Below are 22694 nucleotides of genomic sequence, written 5' to 3'. Positions count from 1 at the left end.
AGACTTTAAACATATCAATGGAGCGCAATGAGTATTGAACTCAGACATTTACGTTATTTCATTGCCGTAGCAGAAGAATTGCACTTTGGTAGGGCGGCAGAGCGCTTGCGCATTTCTCAGCCACCACTCAGCCAGCAAATTCAGAGTTTGGAAGAGCAAATTGGTGCCCGACTCTTGGCGCGTAACAACCGTAATGTCAGCCTGACCCAAGCCGGCTCCTTGTTTTTAAAGGAGTCTTACCAAATTTTAGCCCAAGTGCATTCGGCAGCGGAAAAAGCGGGGCGTTTGCATCGCGGAGAATCCGGCGAACTGACTATCGGTTTTACTTCATCGGCACCTTTTATTAGCACGGTATCTAAAAATTTACAGGCATTCCGGCAACTGCATCCTCAAGTGCATATCAAAATGCGGGAAGTTAACAGTAGACAGCAAATTGAACCTTTACTGGATGGGCGGCTTGATCTTGGTGTAATGCGCAATACACGATTGCCGGAGGCACTGCAATATCGTCTGTTGTTACGTGAACCTTTGGTTGCCGTTGTCCACGAAAAAAGCCCCTTAGCGGCTTTACCTTCGGGGAGTGTTAAATTTAGCTCACTGGCAGAACAACCCTTTGTTTTCTTTTCGCGTGAAGTGGGTACTGCCCTGTATGATGAAATCCTCGCACTATTAACCCGCGCGGGTATCACGCCTTATATTACGCAAGAAGTAGGAGAGGCGATGACCATCGTCGGTTTGGTGTCCTCTGGTTTGGGCGTGTCGATACTGCCGGCCTCATTTACCCGAGTAAAAGTGGATGGGGTGAAATATTTACCTTTGGCTGAACCTGATGCCACCACCGAAGTGTGGTTGGTTAATCATAAACATCGGCCAGTAACCGCCCCAGCAGAAGCGTTGATTCGCTTGATGGCTAAGGATACTCAAGCGACGCCCGCCAACTGACTCCGTATAAATAACCAGCAGTAAAGCCAGGAAAACCGGTGATTATGTGCAGTAAATCACATAACTAATCAAATAGTTGACGGCATATACTAAAAGCCCCAACATAGCCGATAATCTTTATTTAGAAGCGCGAAAAATACTCGGTTGGCAGAGAAGGAGCCGGTTCAGTGATAACGGATGGACAGCCTGGGCACATTGATCAAATCAAGCAGACCAATGCAGGAGCCGTTTATCGGCTGATTGATTTGTTCGGCCCAATATCCCGTATTGAACTGTCTAAACGGGCGCAACTGGCCCCGGCCAGTATCACGAAGATTGTGCGGGAACTGGTTGAGGCTCATCTGGTCAAAGAGACCGAATATCAAGATATTGGCAGCCGTGGGCGGCCTGCCATTGGTTTAGTTCTTGATACCGAAGCTTGGCATTATGTCTCTGGGCGTATCAGTCGCGGTTCTATTACTCTCGCCTTGCGTGATCTCAGCAGTAAACTGGTGGTTGAGGATCAAATTCCGTTACCGGATAGTCATCCTGAACCGCTACTTAATCGTATTCTCAATGAAGTTGATCAATTCTTTATTCGGCATCAAGACAAGCTTGAGCGGTTAACTGCGATTGCAATTACTATGCCTGGCATCATTGATGCCCCGGCGGGTATTGTGCATAAAATGCCGTTTTATGATGTTGATGAGATGCTGCTTGGCCCAGCACTGGAACAGCGCACGGGATTACCTGTCTATCTACAACACGATATTTGTGCCTGGACGATGGCCGAAGCACTGTATGGTGCTTCACGTGGCTGTCAGAATGTCATCCAGGTGGTGATTGATCATAACGTCGGTGCTGGTGTTATCACTGCCGGAAGGGTATTGCACGCAGGTAGTCGTAGCGTAGTGGAGATTGGTCATACTCAGGTGGATCCCTACGGCAAGCGCTGTTATTGCGGTAATCATGGCTGCCTTGAGACAGTTGCCAGTATCGAGAATATGTTGGAAATTGCCCAGCAACGATTAAATGGTTCAATGAGTTCGCTATTACACAGTTCTCCACTGAATGTTGAATCTTTATGTGATGCGGCGCTGGCGGGCGATCAGTTAGCTAAAGATATTATTCTGGGCGTTGGCCACAGTGTTGGCCGAATTATTGCCATTATGGTCAATTTATTTAACCCGGAAAAAATTCTGGTCGGTTCCCCATTAAATAAAGCCGCATCTATTCTACATCCGGCAATTGCGTCATGTATTCGTCAACAAGCACTACCTGCTTACAGTGAGAATATTCTGGTTGAACCTACAGCATTTTTTAATCAGGGCACAATGCCAGGAGCTGCATTAGTAAAAGAAGCGTTATATAACGGTTCATTATTGGTGAAGTTGCTGCAAGGGTAGGTATTAACACTAATAATTATGGGTTAATTATTAGTGGGTATGTACGATGTATTCCTCCTATTATTTGGTGTTATCCGTTAAAAACCTCTCTCAGTTCGGCAAAACCTTGCGCTAACGCAAGCTGTCTGTTGTCGGCATCGCCTAGACTTTTATCCATGTTGCCAATTTCGCTAATGTTAGGCGGAAAGACTTGAGTCTAAGTGGCCAGATTGCGGAGTATTGTTATGTTAACGCGTGTATTTGTGACGGGTACCGACACTGCTGTCGGTAAAACCGTGGTGTCACGGGCCTTACTTCAGGCCTTAAGCCAAAATGGCAGAACAGCGGTAGGCTATAAGCCGGTAGCGACAGAAAGTAAAGAGACACCTGAAGGGTTGCGTAATCAGGATGCACTTATTTTGCAGGCTTCATCCTCTATAAAGTTGGATTATCAGGAAGTTAATCCATTCCCGCTGCAAGGGGATGTTATCCATGCCTGCACGGATACGCTGATTAATTACGGTGCAATGACCGAAGGATTACAACGTTTATCCGCCAAAGCCGATACGGTTGTGGTCGAAGGTTGTGGTGGCTGGAAAGTTATGATGAATGACCAGCGTTTCTATTCTGATTGGGTGATACAGGAACAATTGCCGGTTATTTTAGTCGTCGGAATTAAATTAGGTTGCATCAATCATGCATTATTAACAGCACAAGCCATTATCAACGATGGATTACCCTTATTGGGATGGGTCGCAAATCGAATTAATCCCGGATTAGCTCATTACGCCGAAACAATTGCTATGCTACGCGAACGGTTACCTGCGCCACAATTAGGGCAATTACCTTATCTTCCTCATCCAGAAGAGAAGCCGCTGGCGAAATATTTAGATTTGACGGCGATCGGCTGATCATCTATTTATCCCTTTGGGCTGATTAAATTAATAGTGGCTATCCACTATTGCATTAGTTGCCTATTTTAGCGTGAATGATATACCGAAATCGGACGCAACCATCGGGCTATTGTTGTTGAAATAACACAGGATAATAGTAATCCTGGGAGTAGGGTGTATTCGCCCGTCATTTCGCAAACCATTAATGCCGCCATGATAGGGGCATGAGTGGTCGCAGCCAATAGAGTCGCCATACCGGTCAGTGCCATCAACAACGCAATATTGTCACCAAGAGCTGGCCACCAGGCAAACATCTGCCCACATAACATGCCTAACGCGGCCCCAACAAACAAGGTCGGGGTGAATACCCCGCCCGGAGCACCTGAACCGCTACTGGCTAATACAGCCAACAATTTGCATATCAATATACCTGCAATCAATAAAACCCCTGGCGGAGCTGTCAACAGTGACTGCACCACACTGTAGCCATTGCCCCAGACCTCAGGGAAAATCAGCGATAATAGCCCGACAATTATCCCCCCCAGCGCAAGCTGTAATGGGGGAGAAAGATTCAGCGAGCGGAAAGCATCGCCACTGGCGGCCATCCCTTTTAAAAACAAGGGGCCACAGAAGCCAGCCAGCAAGCCTAATAGTGCCATCAGTAAATATTGTATTGGCCACGGTGATGGTAGCGCTTGCACTTGATAAAGGGTTTCCTGGCCACCGTGCAGCAGGTTGGTGGTGAGCAATGCACTGACGGCAGCGATCACTACTGGCCCAAGTGAGGCCAGCATCAACGTACCAAACAGAATTTCCGCAATAAATAGACTGCCCGCCAGCGGCGCATGATAGGCGCTGGCCATCCCGGCGGCGGCACCACAGGCAACCCAAAGCTTCCATTCGTTAGGTTTGGCATAGCGCTGAGCAAAAACGGACGCAAACAAAGCGGCCAACAGCACCATTGCCCCTTCGCGACCAATCGCACTGCCGCTGGAAACCACGAGTAATGAAGCGAGAGACTTGACCAGACTGGCGGAAACATCTAACCGGCCATCACCGATCTCGATGGCCTCCATATAATCAGTTGGCGCACTGGGCTTTTGTTTTCGGTAACGCTGGTATCCCCATAAAAGAGCACCGGCGGCCAAACCACCTAATGCGGGGGTTAATGCGCGTCGCCAGCCAGTAATAGAAGAGGCAGCGGCTACCAGACTGCCATCAGTTCGGGCAAATAACAGCCACTCCAAGCCCAACATTGCTTGATGGAATAACCAAACAATCAAGGCTGCCATCATACCCAGCATGATCGAAATCAGTAGTCGACGCAGCATGGCGCGATAGTAATACAGGTGGGCAGGCCGTTTCATGCAACGCTACTGACTGACATAGTGAGGTAAACCCCATACTTTGGTGATTGATAGGTAAGTTGACGGAGAGTGTGTTACTTGTCATCGATTGTTACTTGCCATCAAATGAATGACCAGTAAAAATTGAGAAATGCAGAAATAAATTATTGATAAAACAAAAGGGTGCACCGAAAGGCACACCCAGACCGGTGACGGCGAAATTACTCGCTGTCGGTTATGCGGGTATAAACAATTTTCTGGCTATCATTTTCGCAATGTCCAACCACCTGACCGCCAGCTTGCTGAACTTGATCATTAGGAACGATATCCAGTTTAAAGCCGGACTCAGGCACCCCATTATTGATAATCTTCTGCGTGATATCTGCTTTCACACTTTCACAAGATGCCAGAGCAGCCAAAGGGGCCAGCGATAACAACAATGTACTGATAATAAGCGTTTTTTTCATCATAAAATCCTTATGTGGATGAATAGCTTGCCTAACATATTGATTCTTAAACCGTGCCTAAAGGATAGTCCAGATTCTCATAACCTCAAGTAAATCTGAGCCATAGCCACCCATTACGGATTAATCTGGCGACCTGATAACCGATCCAGACAGCGCTGCGTGTTAGGCTCCCAATAGGCGTTCAAATTTTCACTGCGGTCGCAGTTGTCTTTCGCATCTTCAGCCCGATCAAACTTATCAAAGTTCTTTTCAACCCGGGTATTAACTTTATTGCGCAGGCGATGAGTATCATCCCATTGCTGTTGGCTTTGGCGAGCCTGTTCTTTGGACATCGAATCATTACTACCACCAACAGAAACACAAGTGCTGCCTTGGGTGCAATTGGTCGCCTGTGCCAGGGCCGGTGTTTGCCAGGCAAGCATAACCAAAGCTAGCGGTAGAAACGCACGCGTCAGGCGTGGCAGGCTAGTTATTTTCATCGTCTTAAGTCCTTTATTAGTCGGTGATGTTAAATCATCATGTGGTTTACTGGCACGCTATCAGCGGATAAAAAATTATATCATTGCTTTCGGTATATAAACCAGTCAGCGACAGGTTTGTCGGGAATATGTAGAGTAACCTAATGTTAATTTTAAACATTTGCCTCAGAGGTAAGATGTTGTTGGCAATATCAAGAGATCAGAACATGTTAAAGACGTCGTTACTGTTTTTTGTTACCGCACTGGCTGAGATAATTGGCTGTTTCTTGCCCTATTTGTGGTTACGTAAAGGAGGCCCTCTCTGGTTATTACTGCCCGCGGCGGCCAGTCTGGCAATGTTTGTCTGGTTATTGACACTGCATCCCGCTGCCAGTGGGCGTGTTTATGCGGCATACGGTGGGGTTTATGTCGCGACAGCGCTAATTTGGTTACGGGTAGTGGATGGCGTGAAACTTTCACTGTTCGATTGGGTCGGCGCAGGGGTCGCTCTGATTGGGATGCTGATAATTGTTGCGGACTGGCGGATAAATTAAGGGTGGGGCGGTGATAGCCCCAGCCCAATTTTACCCAATAACGCCTGATATTAACCTTCGCGATGAATACTCAACCCAGCAAAAGATTGACTGACCGGCATCATCTCCAGTGAGTTAATATTGACCCGTGCTGGCAGCGTAGCAACCCAATAGACGGCTTCAGCGATATCCTCAGGTATCAGTGGATTAGCGCCATCGTAGGTTTTATTGACTTTATCGCCATCGCCTTTAAAGCGAACTGCTGAGAATTCAGTGCCACCGACCATACCAGGCTCAATATCCGTCACACGAATATGTGTACCGTGCAAGTCAGCACGCAGACCCAGACTAAATTGTTTCACAAACGCTTTCGTGGCTCCGTAAACATTACCACCGGCATACGGCCAGTTGGCGGCAGTAGAGCCGATGTTAATCACGTGACCAACATTACGTGCCACCATTGCGGGCAATAATGCTCGAGTCATATTCACCAAACCTTTGGTGTTGGTGTCAATCATCGTATCCCAGTCTTCAACATTAGCTTTATGTGCAGGTTCCAACCCCAATGCCAAACCGGCATTGTTAACTAACAGATCGATATCTTTTAGTTCGGTAGGTAGCTCATCGATAACTTGCTGAATAGCCGCCCGATTCCGTACATCTAAACGTACGATATGTAACTGCTCACCCAATTCGTCCTTCAATTCTTCCAAACGCTCCTGACGACGACCTGTAGCGATAACCTGATGACCGTGGCTAATAAACTTTCGAGCGATTGCCTCACCAAACCCTGAGGTTGCACCAGTGACGAAAACGATCATACACATTCCTTATTTTTAGTTGCTAAAAATATAATTGATATGATTAACATACTCTTAACTACAGAAGGAAGCTATTCCGGCATAGTCCACTACACATTTTAGCGTCGTGATGGTTTCTTACGTACTTCATCGCCCGCATCACCGCTAAGGGTTAATGTATCTACTAACGATAGTAATGCGACCAGCGCGATAACCACAAATGCTATCTGGAAATTCTCCAATGGGATCACACCTGCGCGATGGGGGTGAAACCACTCAGCTATCCGCAGCGCTAAGGCTCCGATGGCGATGCCGAGGCCAATTGCCATCTGTTGCGCCATATTAGATAGCGTATTGGCACCGGCCATTTTCGGACCAGGCACTTCAGAAAAAGCCAGCGTATTGAACGCAGTAAACTGCATTGAACGCGTCAATCCGCTGATAAATAACAACACAATAATCAGCGTTGTTGGTGTTTCTGGCGTGATAAACGCACAGGCAAAGATAGTCGCGGCATTGAGTAAACCATTAACCAATAGTGTAGGGCGGAAATGAAAGCGATAGAGGATAGCAGAGGTAAAAGGTTTCATTACCAGGTTACCAGCAAACACCGCCAACACTAACAAACCGGCATTAAAAGCGCTCAGGCCAAAACCTATCTGAAATAGCAACGGCAGCAAGAAGGGAACAGCACCAATAGCCATTCGGAATAAACCGCCACCCCAGATAGTGACGCTGTAACTTTTTATTTGCAAAGCCCACAAATCAACCAATGGGAATGCCTGATGTTTTGCATGATACACCGCCAGTGAACCTAGTATCAGGCTGCCTGCAATACAGAATAGTGGGATTAAACGTGACAAGTTTTGATGATTAAATAATTCCAGACCAAACATCAGGCTAAAACAAGCAGCGCCGGTTAACAGAAAACCAAGGGTATCAAAAGGCGTTTCTTTCTGTGGCGACTCCTGCGGTATTAACCGCCATGCAAGCCATAACCCAATGATCCCCAATGGAACATTTAATATAAATATCCAGTGCCAAGAAGCATAGGTAGTAATAAAGCCCCCCACAGGAGGTCCGAGTATCGGGGCTACCAATCCGGGCCAGGTAATGGTGGCGATGGCTTTGATCAGATCAGGTTTGGCCGTATTACGTAATACAATGAGCCTACCGACCGGGACCATCATCGCACCGCCAAAACCCTGCAAAATTCTTGCGGCAGTAAATGTCATCAAATCAGTGCTTAATGCACACAGCACTGATGCTAATGTGAAAATAATCATTGCGGCAGCAAAGATATTACGAGCGCCACAGCGATTGGCAATCCAACCACTGGCAGGAATAAAAACCGTCAGTGTCAGAATGTAAGCAGAAATACCAATATTCATATCAATGGGATGTACTGCAAATGCCGTCGCCATCTGCGGCATGGCGGTGACAATAACTGTCCCATCGAGATTTTCCATAAAGAAAGCGCCAGCAACCAATAATGGCAGAGCGGAATTGCGCACTATCGATTGGCTCATCATTCGCACCAGTGGGAGTTGTGGTAATTTACTGATTTATATTGGAATAGATAATTTAAGTTGGCTACTGGAATCACGTTTCAGATCCACAAGATTTTCTGACATATTTCGAGCATACCGGATCTAGATAGGATTAAAAAGGGGGGTTATTGGTGACGGTGTAACAAAAAAATAGGCAATCAGGGAGATTTGCCATCTAATAAATTGGGCTGTCACTTCACAGCCCATTCTGATATTACCGAGCAAACTATCATGGTTATTTTTTCTTATAAACATCAGCAGTAGCATGAATTTTTGTGTTGGTATTTGCTGATGTTACAACAAAATAATCCCCACCAAGCTCATCAGCCTTTTTAGACAATTCTTCCTTAGCATCACTTGGCGCTAACTCGCCAGCAGTAACAATATTGCCGATTTTTTCGTATTGACCTGGGCTTTTACTCAGTTCATCTTTAGTTAACAATTCGGCGGCGATGGCACCGGAAGAGAATGCCCCTAAAAGAACTAATGTTGTCATTGCTTTAAATAATTTCATAGTATCCTCTCATCAATAATATTTACGGTTATGTGAAGCCTTATTCCAGTGGAAAGGTAAGTATTGTTCTCATTGCGGGTTTTATCCAGTGGATCGGCTGCTTTTAGGATTTTTGCACATTCGGGCAAGGATCATCGCCCGATTGAACATATAAGATAATTTGCTTAAAATAGATAAAAAGGTGATCGTGATGAATATGAATTTTTACCTCTGTCCGCTGTTGCTCCATCCCCGAATAACTGAATGCAGTGATTATTTGAACGTGTAGTCACTGCCACGAAATTAAAATGTTCCGTGGCTTTCTTTTTGAAAGGGAAAAGTCATGAAAGAGAAACATTGGTCAAGAGTGGAATATCTCCATCTCACTGTTAAAAATCCAAATATTGAAATCAAAGGCCAACATAGCTACTACAGCGATAGCTGGGATCAGGGATTTGAAAGATCTGTCGTTCGATACCTGCATGGGGATACCATCAGTCAGGAATGGGAGCCGCTTGGGCATACAGACAGGCTTATCATCGGAGATTATGTCTGTATTGCGGCTGAAACAGTTATCTTGATGGGAGGTAATAACAATCATTGTACTGATTTTATTAGCCTTTATCCATTTATGAGCATGATAAAAAACTCATATCAGCACCGGGGGGACACAGTGCTGAACGATGGCTGTTGGCTCGGTATGCGTTGCATGATTATGCCTGGAATTACGGTCGGTGAGGGTGCCGTTATCGCGGCTGGGAGTGTTGTTACAAAAGACATTCCGCCATACGCTATTGTTGGTGGCAATCCGGCACGCGTTATTAAATTTCGTTTTACACAAGATGTCGTAACACGCATTCTAAATTTAAGTATTTACGACAAATCTGAAGACGAAGTAGCCCGGTTAATTCCCATACTCAGCTCTGATGATATTTCCGCATTGGAAGTCGCGTTAGCAAAGTGAAGTGCCTTAATATCGTATTTGAACAATGATCCAACCACAGCACTGGAAGACGATTCCAGTGCTGTTTTTAGTAGAACGTAGATAACTCAAAAGGCCCAGCCAAGGATAGTTGAGTAATTAATGACGGACCGTAAAATATGAAGCGTGAACTACGCCAGCGCAATGGTACAAGATGTTCGTGAGTACGGAACACCTGCCAGGAGCTTGGCAAGTACACTGGATTGATACAACCTGAGCAGGCAAGTTTCCCCTGAGCTGGCGTACCAACGAAGAGATTTAAATAATCAACAACCACATACATGATAAAGCCTAAACCCTCAGATTCTACCTAACACCACCTTGGTGCGTATAATGTATATTATGTTAAATTGATTGGAGCAACCCATAACTTCATGGTTATCTGTGCCACCATCACAAATCCGTCAGTTACCTTTGATGATGCCCCTCTCTATTTTGTTATGATCTTCATTGTTCATTGCAGATTTTGATGAATGTTCGTTATGTTGTCAGGAGTGATTTCTCATGTATTCACTCCCCAACCTCTGTCGACATTATCAGTTTCAGGAAATAATTCTTTACTGCCTCATCACCATCTTTAATGGTTTGCGAACCTAAAATTATTTATGTCATTATCCCAAGGTTATTATTTATTAACTAACTCGCCATAATGCACCGCTAACCAGATAGTCGGTCCATTCGGATCGGTCCATGCAACTCGATGCCGGCACTGGGCTGGAATATTAACAAAATCCCCGGCGTGTAGTTCACGAACGCTCGGTTCATCTGCAAAATGCAAACATGCTGATCCCTGTACAACCATCACCCACTCACTTTGTGGCTGACAATACCAGAAATCTGGCGGACTCGATTGCCCGGTTGATATTATGCGTTCAATATGGACATTTGGTTGAGATATCAACTCTTCAAAAGTTTCTGATGCCGCCTGTCTCGCCGCGTCTGGGAAGTTAGTAAATATATTTTCCGTCATATAAAATAATTCCTCTATTCGTTAGCTGAAGATCCGCGCAGGTCTGTGTGACTATGGGAACGATGTGCGAGTATCCACAGCAATGAGTAAAATCAAATTTCATGTATTTGGATACAAGAATCGGATGATTTGAATATAATTCTGCTCGAAGGAATAATAAATAAGGCACCATTGAATACTGACTCAGATATTAAGTACAATCCCTGTTAGCGTTAGTTAAGGCTCAACTGGCCTGTTTAGCTCCGGTTTATGCCTTTTAACACCATTAACAGTAAGATAAAGAAGAAGTTATCAATAGAAGAATTAAATAAAACAATTGAAAACTTAAACAAACAGAGGACAAAAATGTCCGTATTGTCTATTTTTGCCACTGATGACCATAGCCGCTGCTTGCACTTTAGCAGAGGATAGTCGGTTTCTTTGCCAGGCAATTATCAAAAACTGGAGAGTATTATCGCCTGTTCTCATCGCTTTCACTCTGTAACTAAAGTTACACCGCGGGGTGCACTTCTCGCTTGTACTCTTTTACTTGCCAGTTGCTCCTCCGAACCGCCGAGGTCGCTCGTCACCCCGCTACCTTCGGTGGCTAAAGTTCAGCAGAGTCAGGAGCCGGTGCGCGGTGTCTGGCTGGCGACTGTTTCCCGCCTCGACTGGCCACCGGTAGCGTCAGTCAATGCCAGCAGCTCTGCTATCCGCATCAGCCAGCAGCAGCAAGCACTGACCGATAAGTTAGATAAGCTAAAAACTCTCGGTATCAACACCGTGTTCTTCCAGATTAAGCCTGATGGAACTGCACTGTGGGCATCAAAAATTTTGCCATGGTCAGATATGCTGACGGGCAATATTGGTGAGGATCCTGGATACGATCCCCTGCAGTTTATGCTGGATGAGGCGCACAAACGTGGCATGAAAGTCCATGCTTGGTTCAATCCCTATCGGGTATCTGTCAATACCAAGCCGGCTACTGTTACAGAACTGAACCGTACATTGTCGCTACATCCGGCCAGCGTATTTGTGCTACATCGCGACTGGGTCCGCACCGCAAACGAGCGTTTTGTCCTCGACCCAGGTATCCCTGAGGTACGGGACTGGATCACCAGTATCGTGGCCGAAGTCGTTGCACGTTATCCTATTGACGGTGTGCAATTTGATGATTATTTTTATGCCGAGTCAGCAGATTCAGCCCTGAACGACAGCCAGACATTCAAAAAGTATGGTCAATTATTTGAATCAAAAGCGGACTGGAGACGGCACAACACTCTGCAACTTATTCAACAAGTTTCACGCACTATCAAGCAATTGAAACCCAACGTTGAATTCGGCGTCAGCCCTTCTGGTGTCTGGCGTAACCGTTCACACGACCCAGCAGGTTCCGACACGCGAGGAGCGGCGGCATATGATGAAGCTTATGCAGATACCCGCCTCTGGGTACAACTGGGATTACTGGATTACATTGCTCCGCAGCTTTATTGGCCCTTCTCACGCCAAGTAGCCCGTTATGATGTGCTAGCCAAATGGTGGGTTAGCGTGGTGAAACCCACAAAAACACGGCTCTATATTGGTATTGCCCTGTACAAAGTGGGTGAACCTTCAAAAAATGAGCCTGAATGGTCGAATAATGGGGGCGTGCCAGAGCTGAAAAAGCAGCTCGATTGGAACGAGTCAGTACCACAAATCACCGGAACGATTCTGTTTAGAGAGAATAACCTCAACCAACCACAGACCCAAGAAGCAGTCAGTTACCTTCGAAGCCGCTGGGGTGGTTAACTAAACTATTTAGGCAATTATTTGGCTCAGCCGCTGTATCCCTGCTACGATTTCCGCAGGTGAATGAGCGGCAAAACCTAATAAAATAGCCTGTTCTGGCGAATTTGTTTGGCAATAACGAGAAAGTGGTTGTGCCCCTAGCCCAATTTTACGACATTTATCGATAATATCTTGCTCTTTTAGATTGTCTAATAACCAGCAGACAATATGAATACCTGAATCAGCAGGTTCAATCTTAAAACTATTTGGCAGATATCGTTGTATGGCGTCTATTATTACTTTTTTACGTTCGTAGCAGGCTTTTCTGACCCGTCTCACGTGGCGGGCGTAATGACCATCAGAAATAAACGTGGCCAGTGTAGCTTGTTCTAAATAAGATGTACGCGTATCTGCATAGTATTTAGCGAGCTTAAATGACTCAATGAGATTATTCGGTATCACCAGGAAACCTAAGCGAAATTCGGGGAACATCATTTTTGAAAAGGTTCCGGCATAAATTACTCGTTGTTGTTTATCCAACCCCTGAAGAGCTTGTATCGGCGGAGCGGTATAGCGGAATTCACTATTATAGTCATCCTCAAAAATCCACGTTTTATTTTCAGCCGCCCAGTCAAGTAAAGCCATCCTCCTCGATAAACTCAATGTTCCTCCCAGCGGAAATTGATGTGAAGGAGAAGTGAAAATCATTTTGGCATTTGGCCAGCCCCTGATGCCATAGGAAATATCCATACCGTCTTTATCACTGATTACAGGGCAAATTTTGGCACCCATGGCAGTAAATGCACCTAAAGCACCATCATATCCTGGCTCATCCAGCCAAACTTCATCGCCCCTTTGCAACAGAACTTGTGCCGCCAAATTCATCGCCTGTTGAGTCCCATTAACAATGAGTATTTGGTCTTCATTACAATTTAAACCACGTGTGGTTCGAACATAATCAGATATTGCCATCCTTAATGGCTGAAATCCTAAAGGTTCATTTAATTGCCCAATCTGTTGGCGAAACTGCCGCCACGCTCGCCCTAATAACCGCCCCCAAAGTTCATGGGGAAATAAATCTGTACACCCTATTCCAATACTAAACATTCGATTTTGTCCGGTATAAGGTGAGGATTTATCCCAAATTGAGGACATTACTTTCATTTGCGGATTAATATTGAGTTCGATGTTTTTATCATCAGCACATTGGTGTTGGGGAGTAGCTTGTATATGAATCATTTCATCAGGAATAATGGATGAAACATAAGTACCCGCGCCCTTCTTGGTAATTAGATAGCCTTCATCAATCAAGCGTTCGAAACCCGAAATAACCGAATTCCTGGAAATTGACATCATTTCAGAAAGCGTTCTGCTGGAAGGAAGTTTAGTTCCCGACCTTAATTGCCCATTGAGGATCAATTCTTTTAGCGCATGATGAAACTGCTCTTTAATTACGCCTTTCTTAAGCAATAAACTGGGGAAGTTGGCATCGTTCTTTTTCATTGTAAAGTGGACCCATGAAAAATGAAGAAAGTGTACCTTATGTAAGACCACTATAAAAACTATGATTCAATCTCTAAAGGCTTATATTTCTATTTATGAATACAAGAGGTTGATATGATTGATAATACGCATACTATTTCAGTGAGCCCAGTACAAGCAGATGATTACGCTAAATGGCTGCCCTATTGGTTGGACTACCAGCAATTTTATAACGTTGAGTTGCCGGAAGAGACAACGCTTGTAACATGGAAGCGTTTCTTTGACGCAGAGATCCCGATGTATTGTGCAGTTGCGCGAGAAGGTTCGAAAATTCTTGGCTTCGTTCACTATGTTTTTCACGGTTCAACTTGGGCTATCAATGATTTTTGTTACTTAGAAGACCTGTTTGTTGCTTCTGCGTCTCGAGGGAAACATATTGGTAAGCAGCTTATTGAATATGTGAAACAGCAAGCCGAGGGACGCCAATGTGCCCGATTATACTGGCATACTCAGGAGCGTAATTTGACGGCGCAAAAACTGTATAACTGGATTGCTGAGAAACCCGGCGTCATTGAATATAGAATGCCCGTTTAAATAGCGAATGCTGAACATTTCAACCTTATATAATTGATGCAATAACAGATAGTCAGGCGGAGTTTAAAGCATCGAGCAGGTTAATCGTCGATGCTTTTCTTTCTAATCGATAGGCTTTCGACCCCACTCACTCGGATGGTAATAGTAAAGAGTCATATGGCACAAATGAGCGAACATTATTTCATTTATTAAAAATGTGACTATATGGCTTAATTTATTTAACTTTTTTATTGTATTTAACTAGCGTCAGTGATTAATAGTTTTTTTATGGTGGTGCTGGACCCTCTCTATATGCCCTAAAGCATAATATGCCCGAAGAAGACCATGGTAGCAGTGACCTATAAACACTTTTCTAAACGGTACTATAGGGCGCGGTAAATCCTCAAATTAATAAATATACCAACCGTTTAACTTTCATTTATATTTAAAATGTTAAATATCGTAGTGACATTATCATTTAAAGTTCCGTGATATTTTGTCGTTTACTTCTTCATCTGAAGATCCTTATTGTTTACTTATAGCGTAAAGAAAATCATGTTTTCTAAAGAAGAAAGTATTAAGTTACGTAAGAGATTACACGGGATTAGCGGAGGGAGTGATATCATTCTCGCGAAGTTAGAGAGTATGGGTTACCACTCATTAAAACAGCTCTCCGACGTTAGTGTTACTGATATTGTCTCTATCGAATACATGCGTTCTGGAGCGCCAAATTGGACAGAAAAACCAGGATTCAGGACATTACTTCGCTCAATATTAGATATTGCAAAACAATCGAAATATCCTATATAAGCTATTTAGAAGGTCTGTTTGTTGCACAGAATCCCAAGATAAACAGCTTATTGAATATGTGAAGTAACAGGCTAATTTGCTCGATTATATTGGCATACTTAATCGAGCAAATTGACAGTTCAGACGCAATTAACGCGATTGCTGAGAAACCCAGCGTCATTCAATAGAGAATGCCCGCTGAATGCCTGATTATTCAGCTACACGTCTGCCCTGCTCATCTACCAACCGTTCACCATCTTCCTTGGTGAACGAACCACGTTGCGCATCGGGCAAAATCTCCAACACCACCTCAGAAGGTCGACACAGCCGGGTACCCAGTGGCGTGACAACAATCGGGCGGTTGATCAGGATGGGATGCTGCAGCATAAAATCAACCAGTTGGTCATCGCTGAAGGTGTTTTCTGCCAGACCTAATTGCTCATAAGGCTCGACGTTTTTACGTAATAACGCCCGAACCGTGATCCCCATATCGGCGATCAATTTTACCAACACCTCACGACTTGGTGGTGTCTCCAGATACCGAATAAGCGTGGGCTCAGTGCCACTGTTGCGAATTAACTCCAGCGTGTTACGCGATGTGCCGCAGGCCGGATTATGATAAATAGTCACATTGCTCATTTGGGTGATCTCTCATTGGAACCCCAGCCGGCATTGCCTTCTGGAGGGTAAATAATAGTTATTGCATCATTGATAATCGCAGAGCCAATGCTGCCAGCGTGACCAACAGCACCGGGATCGTCATGACAATGCCCACCCGGAAATAATAGCCCCAGGTAATGGTCATATTCTTTTGTGACAGTACATGCAGCCACAATAAGGTCGCCAGGCTACCTATCGGGGTGATTTTTGGCCCCAGATCACTGCCGATAACGTTGGCATAAATCATCGCTTCCTTGATCACGCCGGTGGCAGAGCTGCCATCAATCGATAGCGCCCCCACTAACACGGTCGGCATATTATTCATGATGGAAGACAGGAACGCCGTCAGGAACCCGGTACCGAGCGTAGCCACCCATAATCCCTGCTCCCCCAGTTGATTCAACAAGGCGGAAAGGTAATGAGTCAGTCCCGCATTCCGCAGGCCATAGACTACCAGGTACATACCCAGTGAGAAGATAACGATTTGCCATGGCGCACCACGTAGCACCTTGCCGGTGTTGATGGCATGTCCTTTCTTCGCTACGGCAAACAATATCAGCGCCCCCACGGCGGCGACCAAACTGACGGGCACACCAAGTGGCTCCAGGCCAAAGAAACCCAACAGCAGCAGCACCAGCACCAACCACCCGGTTTTAAAGGTGTTGATATCGCGGATGGCCTCTTTTGGTGCCTTCAACAGCGACAGGTCGTAAACGGCAGGAATATCTTGGCGAAAAAACAGATGCAGCATGACCAGCGTCGCCGCAATGGCGGCCAGGTTAACCGGCACCATCACTGCCGCGTATTCAGTGAATCCAAGATTAAAGAAATCAGCTGAGACAATATTGACCAAATTCGAGACGATAAGTGGCAAGCTGGCTGTATCGGCAATGAATCCGGCTGCCATCACAAAAGCCAACGTAGCACCACGGCTGAAGCCCAGCGCCAACAGCATCGCAATCACAATCGGTGTCAGGATCAGCGCGGCACCATCATTAGCGAACAGTGCTGCCACTGCTGCACCTAATAAGATGATGTAAGTAAACAGCAAACGGCCACGGCCATTGCCCCAGCGGGCCACATGCAGTGCGGCCCATTCAAAGAAACCGGATTCATCCAACAGCAGACTGATGATGATCACGGCAATAAAAGTCGCGGTCGCATTCCAGACAATCTGCCACACCACAGCAATATCACCCATGTGAACCACACCGGTCAGTAACGCCAGTCCCGCACCGAGCAGCGCACTCCAGCCAATTCCCAACCCTCTGGGTTGCCAGATAACCAGCACAATAGTCAGGACAAAAATAGCACCTGCCAACAACATACCGCCCCCGAAAGGCAAGAGTTCTCTCCTGCCCGGTAAATTTTAATGGATTAAACATCAACGGCCAGATGAGCTAGACCATCCTTCCTGCTATCTGCTATCTGCTTTCTCTTCCAATCAAATATGTAAATTCATATATGATTAGGCGAATTTTTACTGTATTAGCGGCAAATTGCCTTACCGCCCGAGGCTACATTACCGCTCGCCAGCAAAACGATTTTATCTCGTTGGCTAAGATAGGCCTGCTCAATCACCGTGGCCGCCCAAGCTGGGATATGTGGTGACAGACGATAGTGAATCCACTTCCCTGCACGGCGATCGAGTAAAAGTCCAGATTCTCTCAGCATTGCTAAGTGTCTGGAGATCTTGGGTTGAGACTCATCCAATGTGTCACAAAGCTCGCAAACACATAGCTCGCCCGACTCTCGCAACAGCAGGATGATATTCAGACGTGTTTCGTCGGACAGATTTTTGAAAAGCTGTAATGGCGTGAGTGTAATCATGGGATCTCCAAGACTGAATACTGAGGTTATCTTAGAAGTCTTGGCGTTAAAGTCAATTATATATTCGTTTTACCATATCTGTTTTCATCGTCACCGATTACAATTTTTGTGTTGAAAGTCATGTCCCCTGGCCGCTCATTAGGTCTGGATGATAAGAAAGTCACTTTTATGGCATGAAACGGGCCATTCTAATGAGAAAATTCTTATTAATCTGGAACAATTTGCACCTGTTGTTTAGTATGTCGCTATCCTGTCTACGCTATCAGCAAATCCAATATTTATGAAAAAACTCATTAAACGGCTGGAGATCATTAAAAGTGCTATTGAGCTTGAAGATGAGGATATTATCCGACAACAACTGCCTTATCTTAAAAGCGAATCCCAGGACGCGGTGCTGGCTTTTATTGCCATGGAAATTGAACAAGGGAAATTTACGCATGCGCTAGACGCAATTGCAGCCTGGCTGGCGAGTAAACAAGCGGTTACCCAGTGGCAAGACCTTGAATTGGCCGCCTGTAAAATGGAGCTAAAAGCACTGGAGGAACAGTTACGCGAGTTAATCGATAAACGTAACGAGCGGGTTCAGTTGCTGGATGACTTTAATGATCTCTATCTGGTGCGCCTTGGCCCATTGATGAATAAAATCCTCCAGTTACGTAAACAGTTGGCGGAATGTACTCTGCGTAAAGCAGAGGCCGAAGCCCGGCGCAGGGAACGCGATTATCGCAACTGCCAGCAGTATATATCTCAAGCCATTGATGAACTTGCCTCGTTAAAACAGCGCTGGTTAGCGCTCTCTGCTATGTCGAGTGAAACCATTGAGATACGACAACAGATTCAGCAGCAAACGGATTTAATCGCCGCACTGCTGGCGGAAATTAAAGAGCTGGAAAAGGGTTTTTGTACCCGCAATACTGAGTCAACCCGTAAAGCTCGGGAAGAAGCGAAAGAGAAGTACGAGAGCTATCAGGAGCAGCAAAAAGATGCCGAACAGCGGCATAGTAATGAACAAAAACTCTCAGTTGATCAGCGCCAAGAGCTAAAACGCCTGTGGCGGCAAGCCAGTCGACTCTGCCATCCAGATTTAGTCGCCGATGAGTTTAAAGAGAAAGCACATCAACTGATGGTCCAGCTCAATCAAGCCCGCCAACGGGGAGATTTCCCCGCAATTAACGCGTTACTCGAGAGTTTAAAACGTGGGTTTGAACCGCTAATGGCAAGTGATTGTATTGACGATCTTGAACGGCTGCGCAGAAAAATTAAGCAGGTCAGAGATCAAATTGACGTGATGTTGCGTGAACTGGAAGCATTAGAGGATGAAGACTCTTGGCAGCTTGTCACCTCTTTGTCCGATAAAGATAACTGGTTCAAAGAACAAGAAAACGTATTATCAAAAACGCTAAAACTGCTGGAGCGGCAAGTTGAAGAAGCATCAAAGGTACTGTATGAAATTTGAGTGACCTCATGCTTACTGGTAATGCTCTTTTGGCCTACTGCCAACTGTGCCCGGTCCATGCCTGCCGCTTAACAACAAATATTATCCCTGTTATCTTTTATTATTGATGCATAATCACTATGCGTATTATTAAGTTCGTATTCATTCTGAAATAAGGTAATCAATGATGAAAGATAACGAATACCAGCCTCCAAAGGTCTGGACGGAAAATAACGAGAGTGGCGGTGTATGGTCCAAAATCAACCGCCCAACGGCAGGTGCACGTCATGAAGCGGTCCTGCCTGTTGGCAAACATCCGTTACAGCTTTACTCCATGGCGACACCCAACGGCCAGAAGGTCACTATTCTGCTGGAGGAGTTATTGGCGCTGGGCGAGAAAGGCGCAGAGTACGATGCCCACTTGATTCGAATAAGTGAAGGCGACCAGTTCTCAAGTGGTTTTGTCGCAGTGAATCCTAATTCAAAAATCCCCGCGCTGATGGATCACTCAACGCCGACTCCGGTGAGAGTTTTTGAGTCCGGTGCTATTTTGCTTTATCTGGCGGATAAGTTCGGCCATTTCCTGCCAAAAGATCACGCACAGAGAACGGAAGCACTGAACTGGTTATTCTGGCTACAGGGCGCGGCACCTTATTTAGGCGGGGGTTTTGGTCATTTTTATCATTACGCACCGGTAAAAATTGAATACGCAATTGACCGTTTTACCATGGAAGCTAAACGCCAGCTTGATTTGCTCAATACTCAGCTCAAAACACATGAGTATATTGCAGGGGATGAATATTCGATTGCCGATATCGCCATCTGGCCGTGGTATGGCAATTTGGTTTTAGGCTTGCAATATGAAGCCGGGGAATTCCTGGATGTTAAATCCTATACCCACTTGATACGTTGGACGGAGAATATTGCGAAACGACCAGCCGTGCAACGGGGGCGTATCGTCAATCGGACCTGGGGAGAACCAAATGAGCAGTTGCCTGAGCGCCACGACGCATCAGATTTCGATCACTTATAGCTCATAAGTGATAAAGTCAATTCGACTAGAAAAAGGCGATAAACTCTGTTTACGCCTTTTTCTAACTCGAGTGACTACAGCTACTGTACCCCATCAAAATGGAGAAACAATAGAGCCAATACGCTGGCAGAAATCATCGTAAGCATCGCCCAGTTTTTCAAACAATTTACTGATGTCATTTAAGTGTTTCATTGGCTGTTCCTCTGAGAGCGTTGAGATTTATTTGTGTGATCTGCATCACTAAACAAAGTTTACTATTTTTAAAACGGCATTTCAATATTTTTGTGATTTGAGTCACAAAAATAGTAACTCTGCATAATGCTCATGATTATTGAGCGACACCTTCCCCGCCCGCAAGCCACAGAAACTCTTCTAGCGAGATTCAGATATAGATATTTATTCATAAAAAATGCGTTTTTTTTCATACAACCCACCAGATCGTGATCGTGATCTCATTTTAAACACAGCAAGAGGATTATAAAGAAACGCAAGATTGATAAATATGAAACATTGTTTCATTTAAATGAAGGGATGCAAATGGAAAAGAAAATAACCATCAGGCACACGGTTGCATACGGCAGTGCAAACCTGTTGGGCAGTGGTGCATTGGCGATCAGTGGCGCGTGGCTTATGTATTTCTATACCACGTTTTGTGGGCTTTCTGTCGTTGAGGCTGCCGCCATATTCTCTCTAGCCAGCATTCTTGATGCCATCAGTAACCCTATCATGGGCTACATCACCGATAACTTTTATAACACCCGCCTTGGCCGCATGTTTGGACGTCGTCGCTTCTTTATCCTCATCGGTATTCCGCTGGTCTTGTTCTATCCCCTACTTTGGGTGAGTGGTTTTGGCTTTTGGTACTACTTGATAACCTATGCCATGTTTGAATTGATCTACACCTCGATCATGGTGCCATACGAAACGCTAGCCACAGAGATGACAACCGATTTTGCTAAGCGCTCCAAGTTGACGGGATCAAAAGCGATATTCGGAAAAGTTGCCAACTTTATGGCGGCCTTTATTCCAGGGCAATTTATTGCGCTCTATGGCAAGGATTCTCCGGCCCCCTTCCTTTATACCGGCATCGCATATGGAGCTATCATGTGTTGTGCCATGATCTTCCTGTACGTTTCTTCTTGGGAGCGCCCGGCCAGTGAAGTGGTCAAAGAGACCACCAGTAGTTTGTTTCAGGCGCTGAAAAAAATGTGTATTGATATGGCGTCAACATTTCGGCTCCGTATTTTCCGTAAACATTTAGGGATGTATCTATTTGGATTTGGTGCCGAGTGGTTATTCGCTTCCTCATTCACCTACTTTATCATTTTCGGTTTACGCCAAAGTGCTGTTCTGGTGTCGCAACTCAATAGCTTCAGTTCGATTATGCAACTGATCTCGACCGCATTCTTTATCGGCATCTGTGTGAAAATGGGCTTTGCCCGTCCTTTCCGTATTGCATTGCAGGTGGTGATTGTCAGTGTTTTTGCCTATGCCGCGCTCTATTTTACCGGTTGGTCTGACACGACCACTGTCATTGTATTATTCGCAATCACCGTTGTTTTTGGTCTGAGTACCGGCGGTATTTATTATATTCCCTGGACCGTTTATACCTTCCTCGCTGATGTAGATGAAGTTCTCACGGGGCGTCGGCGTGAGGGTCTATATGCGGGTGCAATGACATTCGCTGGCAAAATGGTTCGTTCGGTTATTGTGTTTGCGATGGGCTGGACACTCAGCAGATTTGGCTTTGTCTCTGGTCAGTCGGTGCAGCCAGAAACCGCGGTTCAGGCGATTGTTGGCGTCTTTGCCATCGGCGTAACCGCGCTGGCATTAGTGGCAATTTTTTATACCACACAGATGAAACTCGACAGAAAGAGTCATATGGTTCTGTTGGCAGAGATTGCCCGGATTAAGGCCGGTGGTGCGATAGCTGACATTGCTGCTGGCCCCCGCGCAACGATTGAAGAACTGACGGGTTGGAAATATGAACAATGTTGGGGTAATAACCCGCTTGGTCAAAAGAAACCGACAGAAAAATTGACCGAACTGACATCAGAGGACTGATGGCTACTGTAGATTCAGGGACCGTATCATGAAAACGCTCGTGGGGAAGTGGCAGGTATCGCTTCTGAGGAAGAGGGAATTGTCATATTTGAAGATGCATAATCACAAAAGGGGAAAAATCGTATTCTGGATATTCCACCAGAGCAATTACATCAACGAGTCCCCTTCTTTGTCGGCACCTCTTCGATGGTTGAGGATGCCGAACGTTTCATTGCCGAAAATCCTGATTCCTTATCCGGTTAATGCTCATTTACCCAGGCACGTCACTAACCGTTGGATAAAAT

Annotated in this window: 21 protein-coding genes and 1 pseudogene; 11 read left to right on the top strand and 11 right to left on the bottom strand. The window is 45.5% G+C overall.

Annotated features, from left to right (window positions below; all coding sequences use genetic code 11):
• Window positions 1-27: 27 nt before the first annotated feature.
• From V1953_RS10145 to bioD, 3 genes are all read left to right on the top strand, one after another.
• Window positions 28-942, top strand: a complete 915-nt coding sequence (locus V1953_RS10145; protein ID WP_442847829.1) for a LysR substrate-binding domain-containing protein — start codon at window positions 28-30, stop codon at window positions 940-942.
• A 167-nt stretch (window positions 943-1109) separates the two neighbouring features.
• Window positions 1110-2327 (top strand): sugar metabolism global transcriptional regulator Mlc, encoded by a 1218-nt coding sequence (gene mlc / locus V1953_RS10140; protein WP_083158848.1) that lies wholly within the window; start codon window positions 1110-1112, stop codon window positions 2325-2327.
• A gap of 224 nt (window positions 2328-2551) precedes the next feature.
• Window positions 2552-3217, top strand: a complete 666-nt coding sequence (bioD, locus tag V1953_RS10135; protein WP_372559022.1) for a dethiobiotin synthase — start codon at window positions 2552-2554, stop codon at window positions 3215-3217.
• Window positions 3218-3285: 68 nt separating this feature from the next.
• Here the strand turns inward: bioD and clcB are convergent, their stop codons facing one another.
• The 3 genes from clcB to V1953_RS10120 form a co-directional block, all read right to left on the bottom strand.
• Entirely contained in the window at window positions 3286-4566 is a 1281-nt protein-coding gene (gene clcB, locus V1953_RS10130; RefSeq protein ID WP_083158846.1) for a voltage-gated ClC-type chloride channel ClcB, read from the bottom strand.
• A 200-nt stretch (window positions 4567-4766) separates the two neighbouring features.
• Window positions 4767-5012, bottom strand: coding sequence for a DUF1161 domain-containing protein (locus V1953_RS10125; protein WP_083158845.1), 246 nt, complete (start codon window positions 5010-5012; stop codon window positions 4767-4769).
• Window positions 5013-5125: 113 nt separating this feature from the next.
• Window positions 5126-5491, bottom strand: coding sequence for a DUF1283 family protein (locus V1953_RS10120; protein WP_083158844.1), 366 nt, complete (start codon window positions 5489-5491; stop codon window positions 5126-5128).
• Window positions 5492-5697: 206 nt separating this feature from the next.
• Between V1953_RS10120 and V1953_RS10115 the strand changes: the two genes are divergently transcribed.
• Window positions 5698-6024, top strand: a complete 327-nt coding sequence (locus V1953_RS10115; protein ID WP_442850867.1) for a YnfA family protein — start codon at window positions 5698-5700, stop codon at window positions 6022-6024.
• Between the two features lie 50 nt (window positions 6025-6074).
• Here the strand turns inward: V1953_RS10115 and ydfG are convergent, their stop codons facing one another.
• The 3 genes from ydfG to yahO form a co-directional block, all read right to left on the bottom strand.
• Window positions 6075-6824, bottom strand: a complete 750-nt coding sequence (ydfG, locus tag V1953_RS10110; protein ID WP_050085366.1) for a bifunctional NADP-dependent 3-hydroxy acid dehydrogenase/3-hydroxypropionate dehydrogenase YdfG — start codon at window positions 6822-6824, stop codon at window positions 6075-6077.
• A gap of 98 nt (window positions 6825-6922) precedes the next feature.
• Window positions 6923-8332, bottom strand: coding sequence for an MFS transporter (locus tag V1953_RS10105; RefSeq protein ID WP_102970409.1), 1410 nt, complete (start codon window positions 8330-8332; stop codon window positions 6923-6925).
• A 256-nt stretch (window positions 8333-8588) separates the two neighbouring features.
• A complete protein-coding gene (yahO, locus tag V1953_RS10100; protein ID WP_083158840.1) occupies window positions 8589-8867 on the bottom strand; it encodes a DUF1471 family periplasmic protein YahO in 279 nt (92 codons plus the stop codon).
• Between the two features lie 322 nt (window positions 8868-9189).
• Between yahO and V1953_RS10095 the strand changes: the two genes are divergently transcribed.
• Window positions 9190-9810 (top strand): CatB-related O-acetyltransferase, encoded by a 621-nt coding sequence (locus V1953_RS10095; protein ID WP_083158839.1) that lies wholly within the window; start codon window positions 9190-9192, stop codon window positions 9808-9810.
• Between the two features lie 643 nt (window positions 9811-10453).
• Here the strand turns inward: V1953_RS10095 and V1953_RS10090 are convergent.
• A complete protein-coding gene (locus V1953_RS10090) occupies window positions 10454-10798 on the bottom strand; it encodes a cupin domain-containing protein (RefSeq protein ID WP_442848680.1) in 345 nt (114 codons plus the stop codon).
• 453 nt (window positions 10799-11251) lie between these two features.
• On the opposite strand from V1953_RS10090, the gene V1953_RS10085 reads away from it, so the two are divergent.
• Complete coding sequence (locus tag V1953_RS10085; protein ID WP_227746590.1) at window positions 11252-12565, top strand: glycoside hydrolase family 10 protein; 1314 nt, start codon at window positions 11252-11254, stop codon at window positions 12563-12565.
• Window positions 12566-12574: 9 nt separating this feature from the next.
• Here V1953_RS10085 and pdxR read toward each other — a convergent pair whose 3' ends face one another.
• Window positions 12575-14047 carry a MocR-like pyridoxine biosynthesis transcription factor PdxR gene (pdxR, locus tag V1953_RS10080; protein ID WP_083158836.1) on the bottom strand — a complete coding sequence of 491 codons (1473 nt, stop codon included), beginning with the start codon at window positions 14045-14047 and terminating at the stop codon, window positions 12575-12577.
• 114 nt (window positions 14048-14161) lie between these two features.
• Between pdxR and V1953_RS10075 the strand changes: the two genes are divergently transcribed.
• Entirely contained in the window at window positions 14162-14620 is a 459-nt protein-coding gene (locus tag V1953_RS10075; protein WP_372569188.1) for a GNAT family N-acetyltransferase, read from the top strand.
• A 978-nt stretch (window positions 14621-15598) separates the two neighbouring features.
• Here the strand turns inward: V1953_RS10075 and arsC are convergent.
• The 3 genes from arsC to V1953_RS10060 all read right to left on the bottom strand — a co-directional run bounded on the left by arsC (window position 15599) and on the right by V1953_RS10060 (window position 17878).
• Window positions 15599-16027, bottom strand: coding sequence for a glutaredoxin-dependent arsenate reductase (gene arsC / locus V1953_RS10070; protein WP_442820889.1), 429 nt, complete (start codon window positions 16025-16027; stop codon window positions 15599-15601).
• 58 nt (window positions 16028-16085) lie between these two features.
• The gene (locus V1953_RS10065; RefSeq protein WP_083163637.1) at window positions 16086-17375 is read right to left on the bottom strand and encodes an arsenic transporter; all 1290 of its coding nucleotides are present in this window, start codon (window positions 17373-17375) and stop codon (window positions 16086-16088) included.
• A gap of 161 nt (window positions 17376-17536) precedes the next feature.
• The gene (locus V1953_RS10060) at window positions 17537-17878 is read right to left on the bottom strand and encodes a metalloregulator ArsR/SmtB family transcription factor (RefSeq protein WP_102970408.1); all 342 of its coding nucleotides are present in this window, start codon (window positions 17876-17878) and stop codon (window positions 17537-17539) included.
• A 280-nt stretch (window positions 17879-18158) separates the two neighbouring features.
• Here V1953_RS10060 and V1953_RS10055 point away from each other — a divergent pair, with 280 nt between their 5' ends.
• From V1953_RS10055 to V1953_RS10040, 4 genes and pseudogenes are all read left to right on the top strand, one after another.
• Window positions 18159-19334: a DNA repair protein gene (locus V1953_RS10055; protein ID WP_442850866.1), complete on the top strand. Its 1176-nt coding sequence runs from the start codon at window positions 18159-18161 to the stop codon at window positions 19332-19334.
• 166 nt (window positions 19335-19500) lie between these two features.
• Window positions 19501-20346, top strand: coding sequence for a glutathione-dependent disulfide-bond oxidoreductase (gene yghU / locus V1953_RS10050; protein ID WP_083158831.1), 846 nt, complete (start codon window positions 19501-19503; stop codon window positions 20344-20346).
• Between the two features lie 537 nt (window positions 20347-20883).
• A complete protein-coding gene (locus V1953_RS10045) occupies window positions 20884-22410 on the top strand; it encodes an MFS transporter (protein ID WP_442850865.1) in 1527 nt (508 codons plus the stop codon).
• Between the two features lie 111 nt (window positions 22411-22521).
• Window positions 22522-22653, top strand: a pseudogene (locus V1953_RS10040) (class 1 fructose-bisphosphatase); the annotation flags it as partial.
• Window positions 22654-22694 lie beyond the last annotated feature (41 nt).

It is taken from the genome of Yersinia sp. 2541 StPb PI, assembly GCF_052217145.1.
Lineage (GTDB): Bacteria > Pseudomonadota > Gammaproteobacteria > Enterobacterales > Enterobacteriaceae > Yersinia > Yersinia enterocolitica_E.
Note: the sequence above shows the minus strand (reverse complement) of the source record. Positions and strands in the feature narration are given on the sequence as shown.

Excerpts from the sequence above, each read along its gene's own strand:
- V1953_RS10045 (WP_442850865.1), top strand. The coding sequence starts at position 20,884 with ATGGAAAAGAAAATAACCATCAGGCACACGGTTGCATACGGCAGTGCA.
- clcB (WP_083158846.1), bottom strand. The coding sequence starts at position 4,566 with ATGAAACGGCCTGCCCACCTGTATTACTATCGCGCCATGCTGCGTCGA.
- V1953_RS10055 (WP_442850866.1), top strand. The coding sequence starts at position 18,159 with ATGAAAAAACTCATTAAACGGCTGGAGATCATTAAAAGTGCTATTGAG.
- yahO (WP_083158840.1), bottom strand. The coding sequence starts at position 8,867 with ATGAAATTATTTAAAGCAATGACAACATTAGTTCTTTTAGGGGCATTC.
- V1953_RS10115 (WP_442850867.1), top strand. The coding sequence starts at position 5,698 with ATGTTAAAGACGTCGTTACTGTTTTTTGTTACCGCACTGGCTGAGATA.
- V1953_RS10120 (WP_083158844.1), bottom strand. The coding sequence starts at position 5,491 with ATGAAAATAACTAGCCTGCCACGCCTGACGCGTGCGTTTCTACCGCTA.
- V1953_RS10125 (WP_083158845.1), bottom strand. The coding sequence starts at position 5,012 with ATGAAAAAAACGCTTATTATCAGTACATTGTTGTTATCGCTGGCCCCT.
- arsC (WP_442820889.1), bottom strand. The coding sequence starts at position 16,027 with ATGAGCAATGTGACTATTTATCATAATCCGGCCTGCGGCACATCGCGT.
- V1953_RS10090 (WP_442848680.1), bottom strand. The coding sequence starts at position 10,798 with ATGACGGAAAATATATTTACTAACTTCCCAGACGCGGCGAGACAGGCG.
- ydfG (WP_050085366.1), bottom strand. The coding sequence starts at position 6,824 with ATGATCGTTTTCGTCACTGGTGCAACCTCAGGGTTTGGTGAGGCAATC.
- V1953_RS10075 (WP_372569188.1), top strand. The coding sequence starts at position 14,162 with ATGATTGATAATACGCATACTATTTCAGTGAGCCCAGTACAAGCAGAT.
- pdxR (WP_083158836.1), bottom strand. The coding sequence starts at position 14,047 with ATGAAAAAGAACGATGCCAACTTCCCCAGTTTATTGCTTAAGAAAGGC.
- V1953_RS10095 (WP_083158839.1), top strand. The coding sequence starts at position 9,190 with ATGAAAGAGAAACATTGGTCAAGAGTGGAATATCTCCATCTCACTGTT.
- bioD (WP_372559022.1), top strand. The coding sequence starts at position 2,552 with ATGTTAACGCGTGTATTTGTGACGGGTACCGACACTGCTGTCGGTAAA.
- V1953_RS10065 (WP_083163637.1), bottom strand. The coding sequence starts at position 17,375 with ATGTTGTTGGCAGGTGCTATTTTTGTCCTGACTATTGTGCTGGTTATC.
- V1953_RS10060 (WP_102970408.1), bottom strand. The coding sequence starts at position 17,878 with ATGATTACACTCACGCCATTACAGCTTTTCAAAAATCTGTCCGACGAA.
- V1953_RS10105 (WP_102970409.1), bottom strand. The coding sequence starts at position 8,332 with ATGAGCCAATCGATAGTGCGCAATTCCGCTCTGCCATTATTGGTTGCT.
- V1953_RS10145 (WP_442847829.1), top strand. The coding sequence starts at position 28 with ATGAGTATTGAACTCAGACATTTACGTTATTTCATTGCCGTAGCAGAA.
- yghU (WP_083158831.1), top strand. The coding sequence starts at position 19,501 with ATGAAAGATAACGAATACCAGCCTCCAAAGGTCTGGACGGAAAATAAC.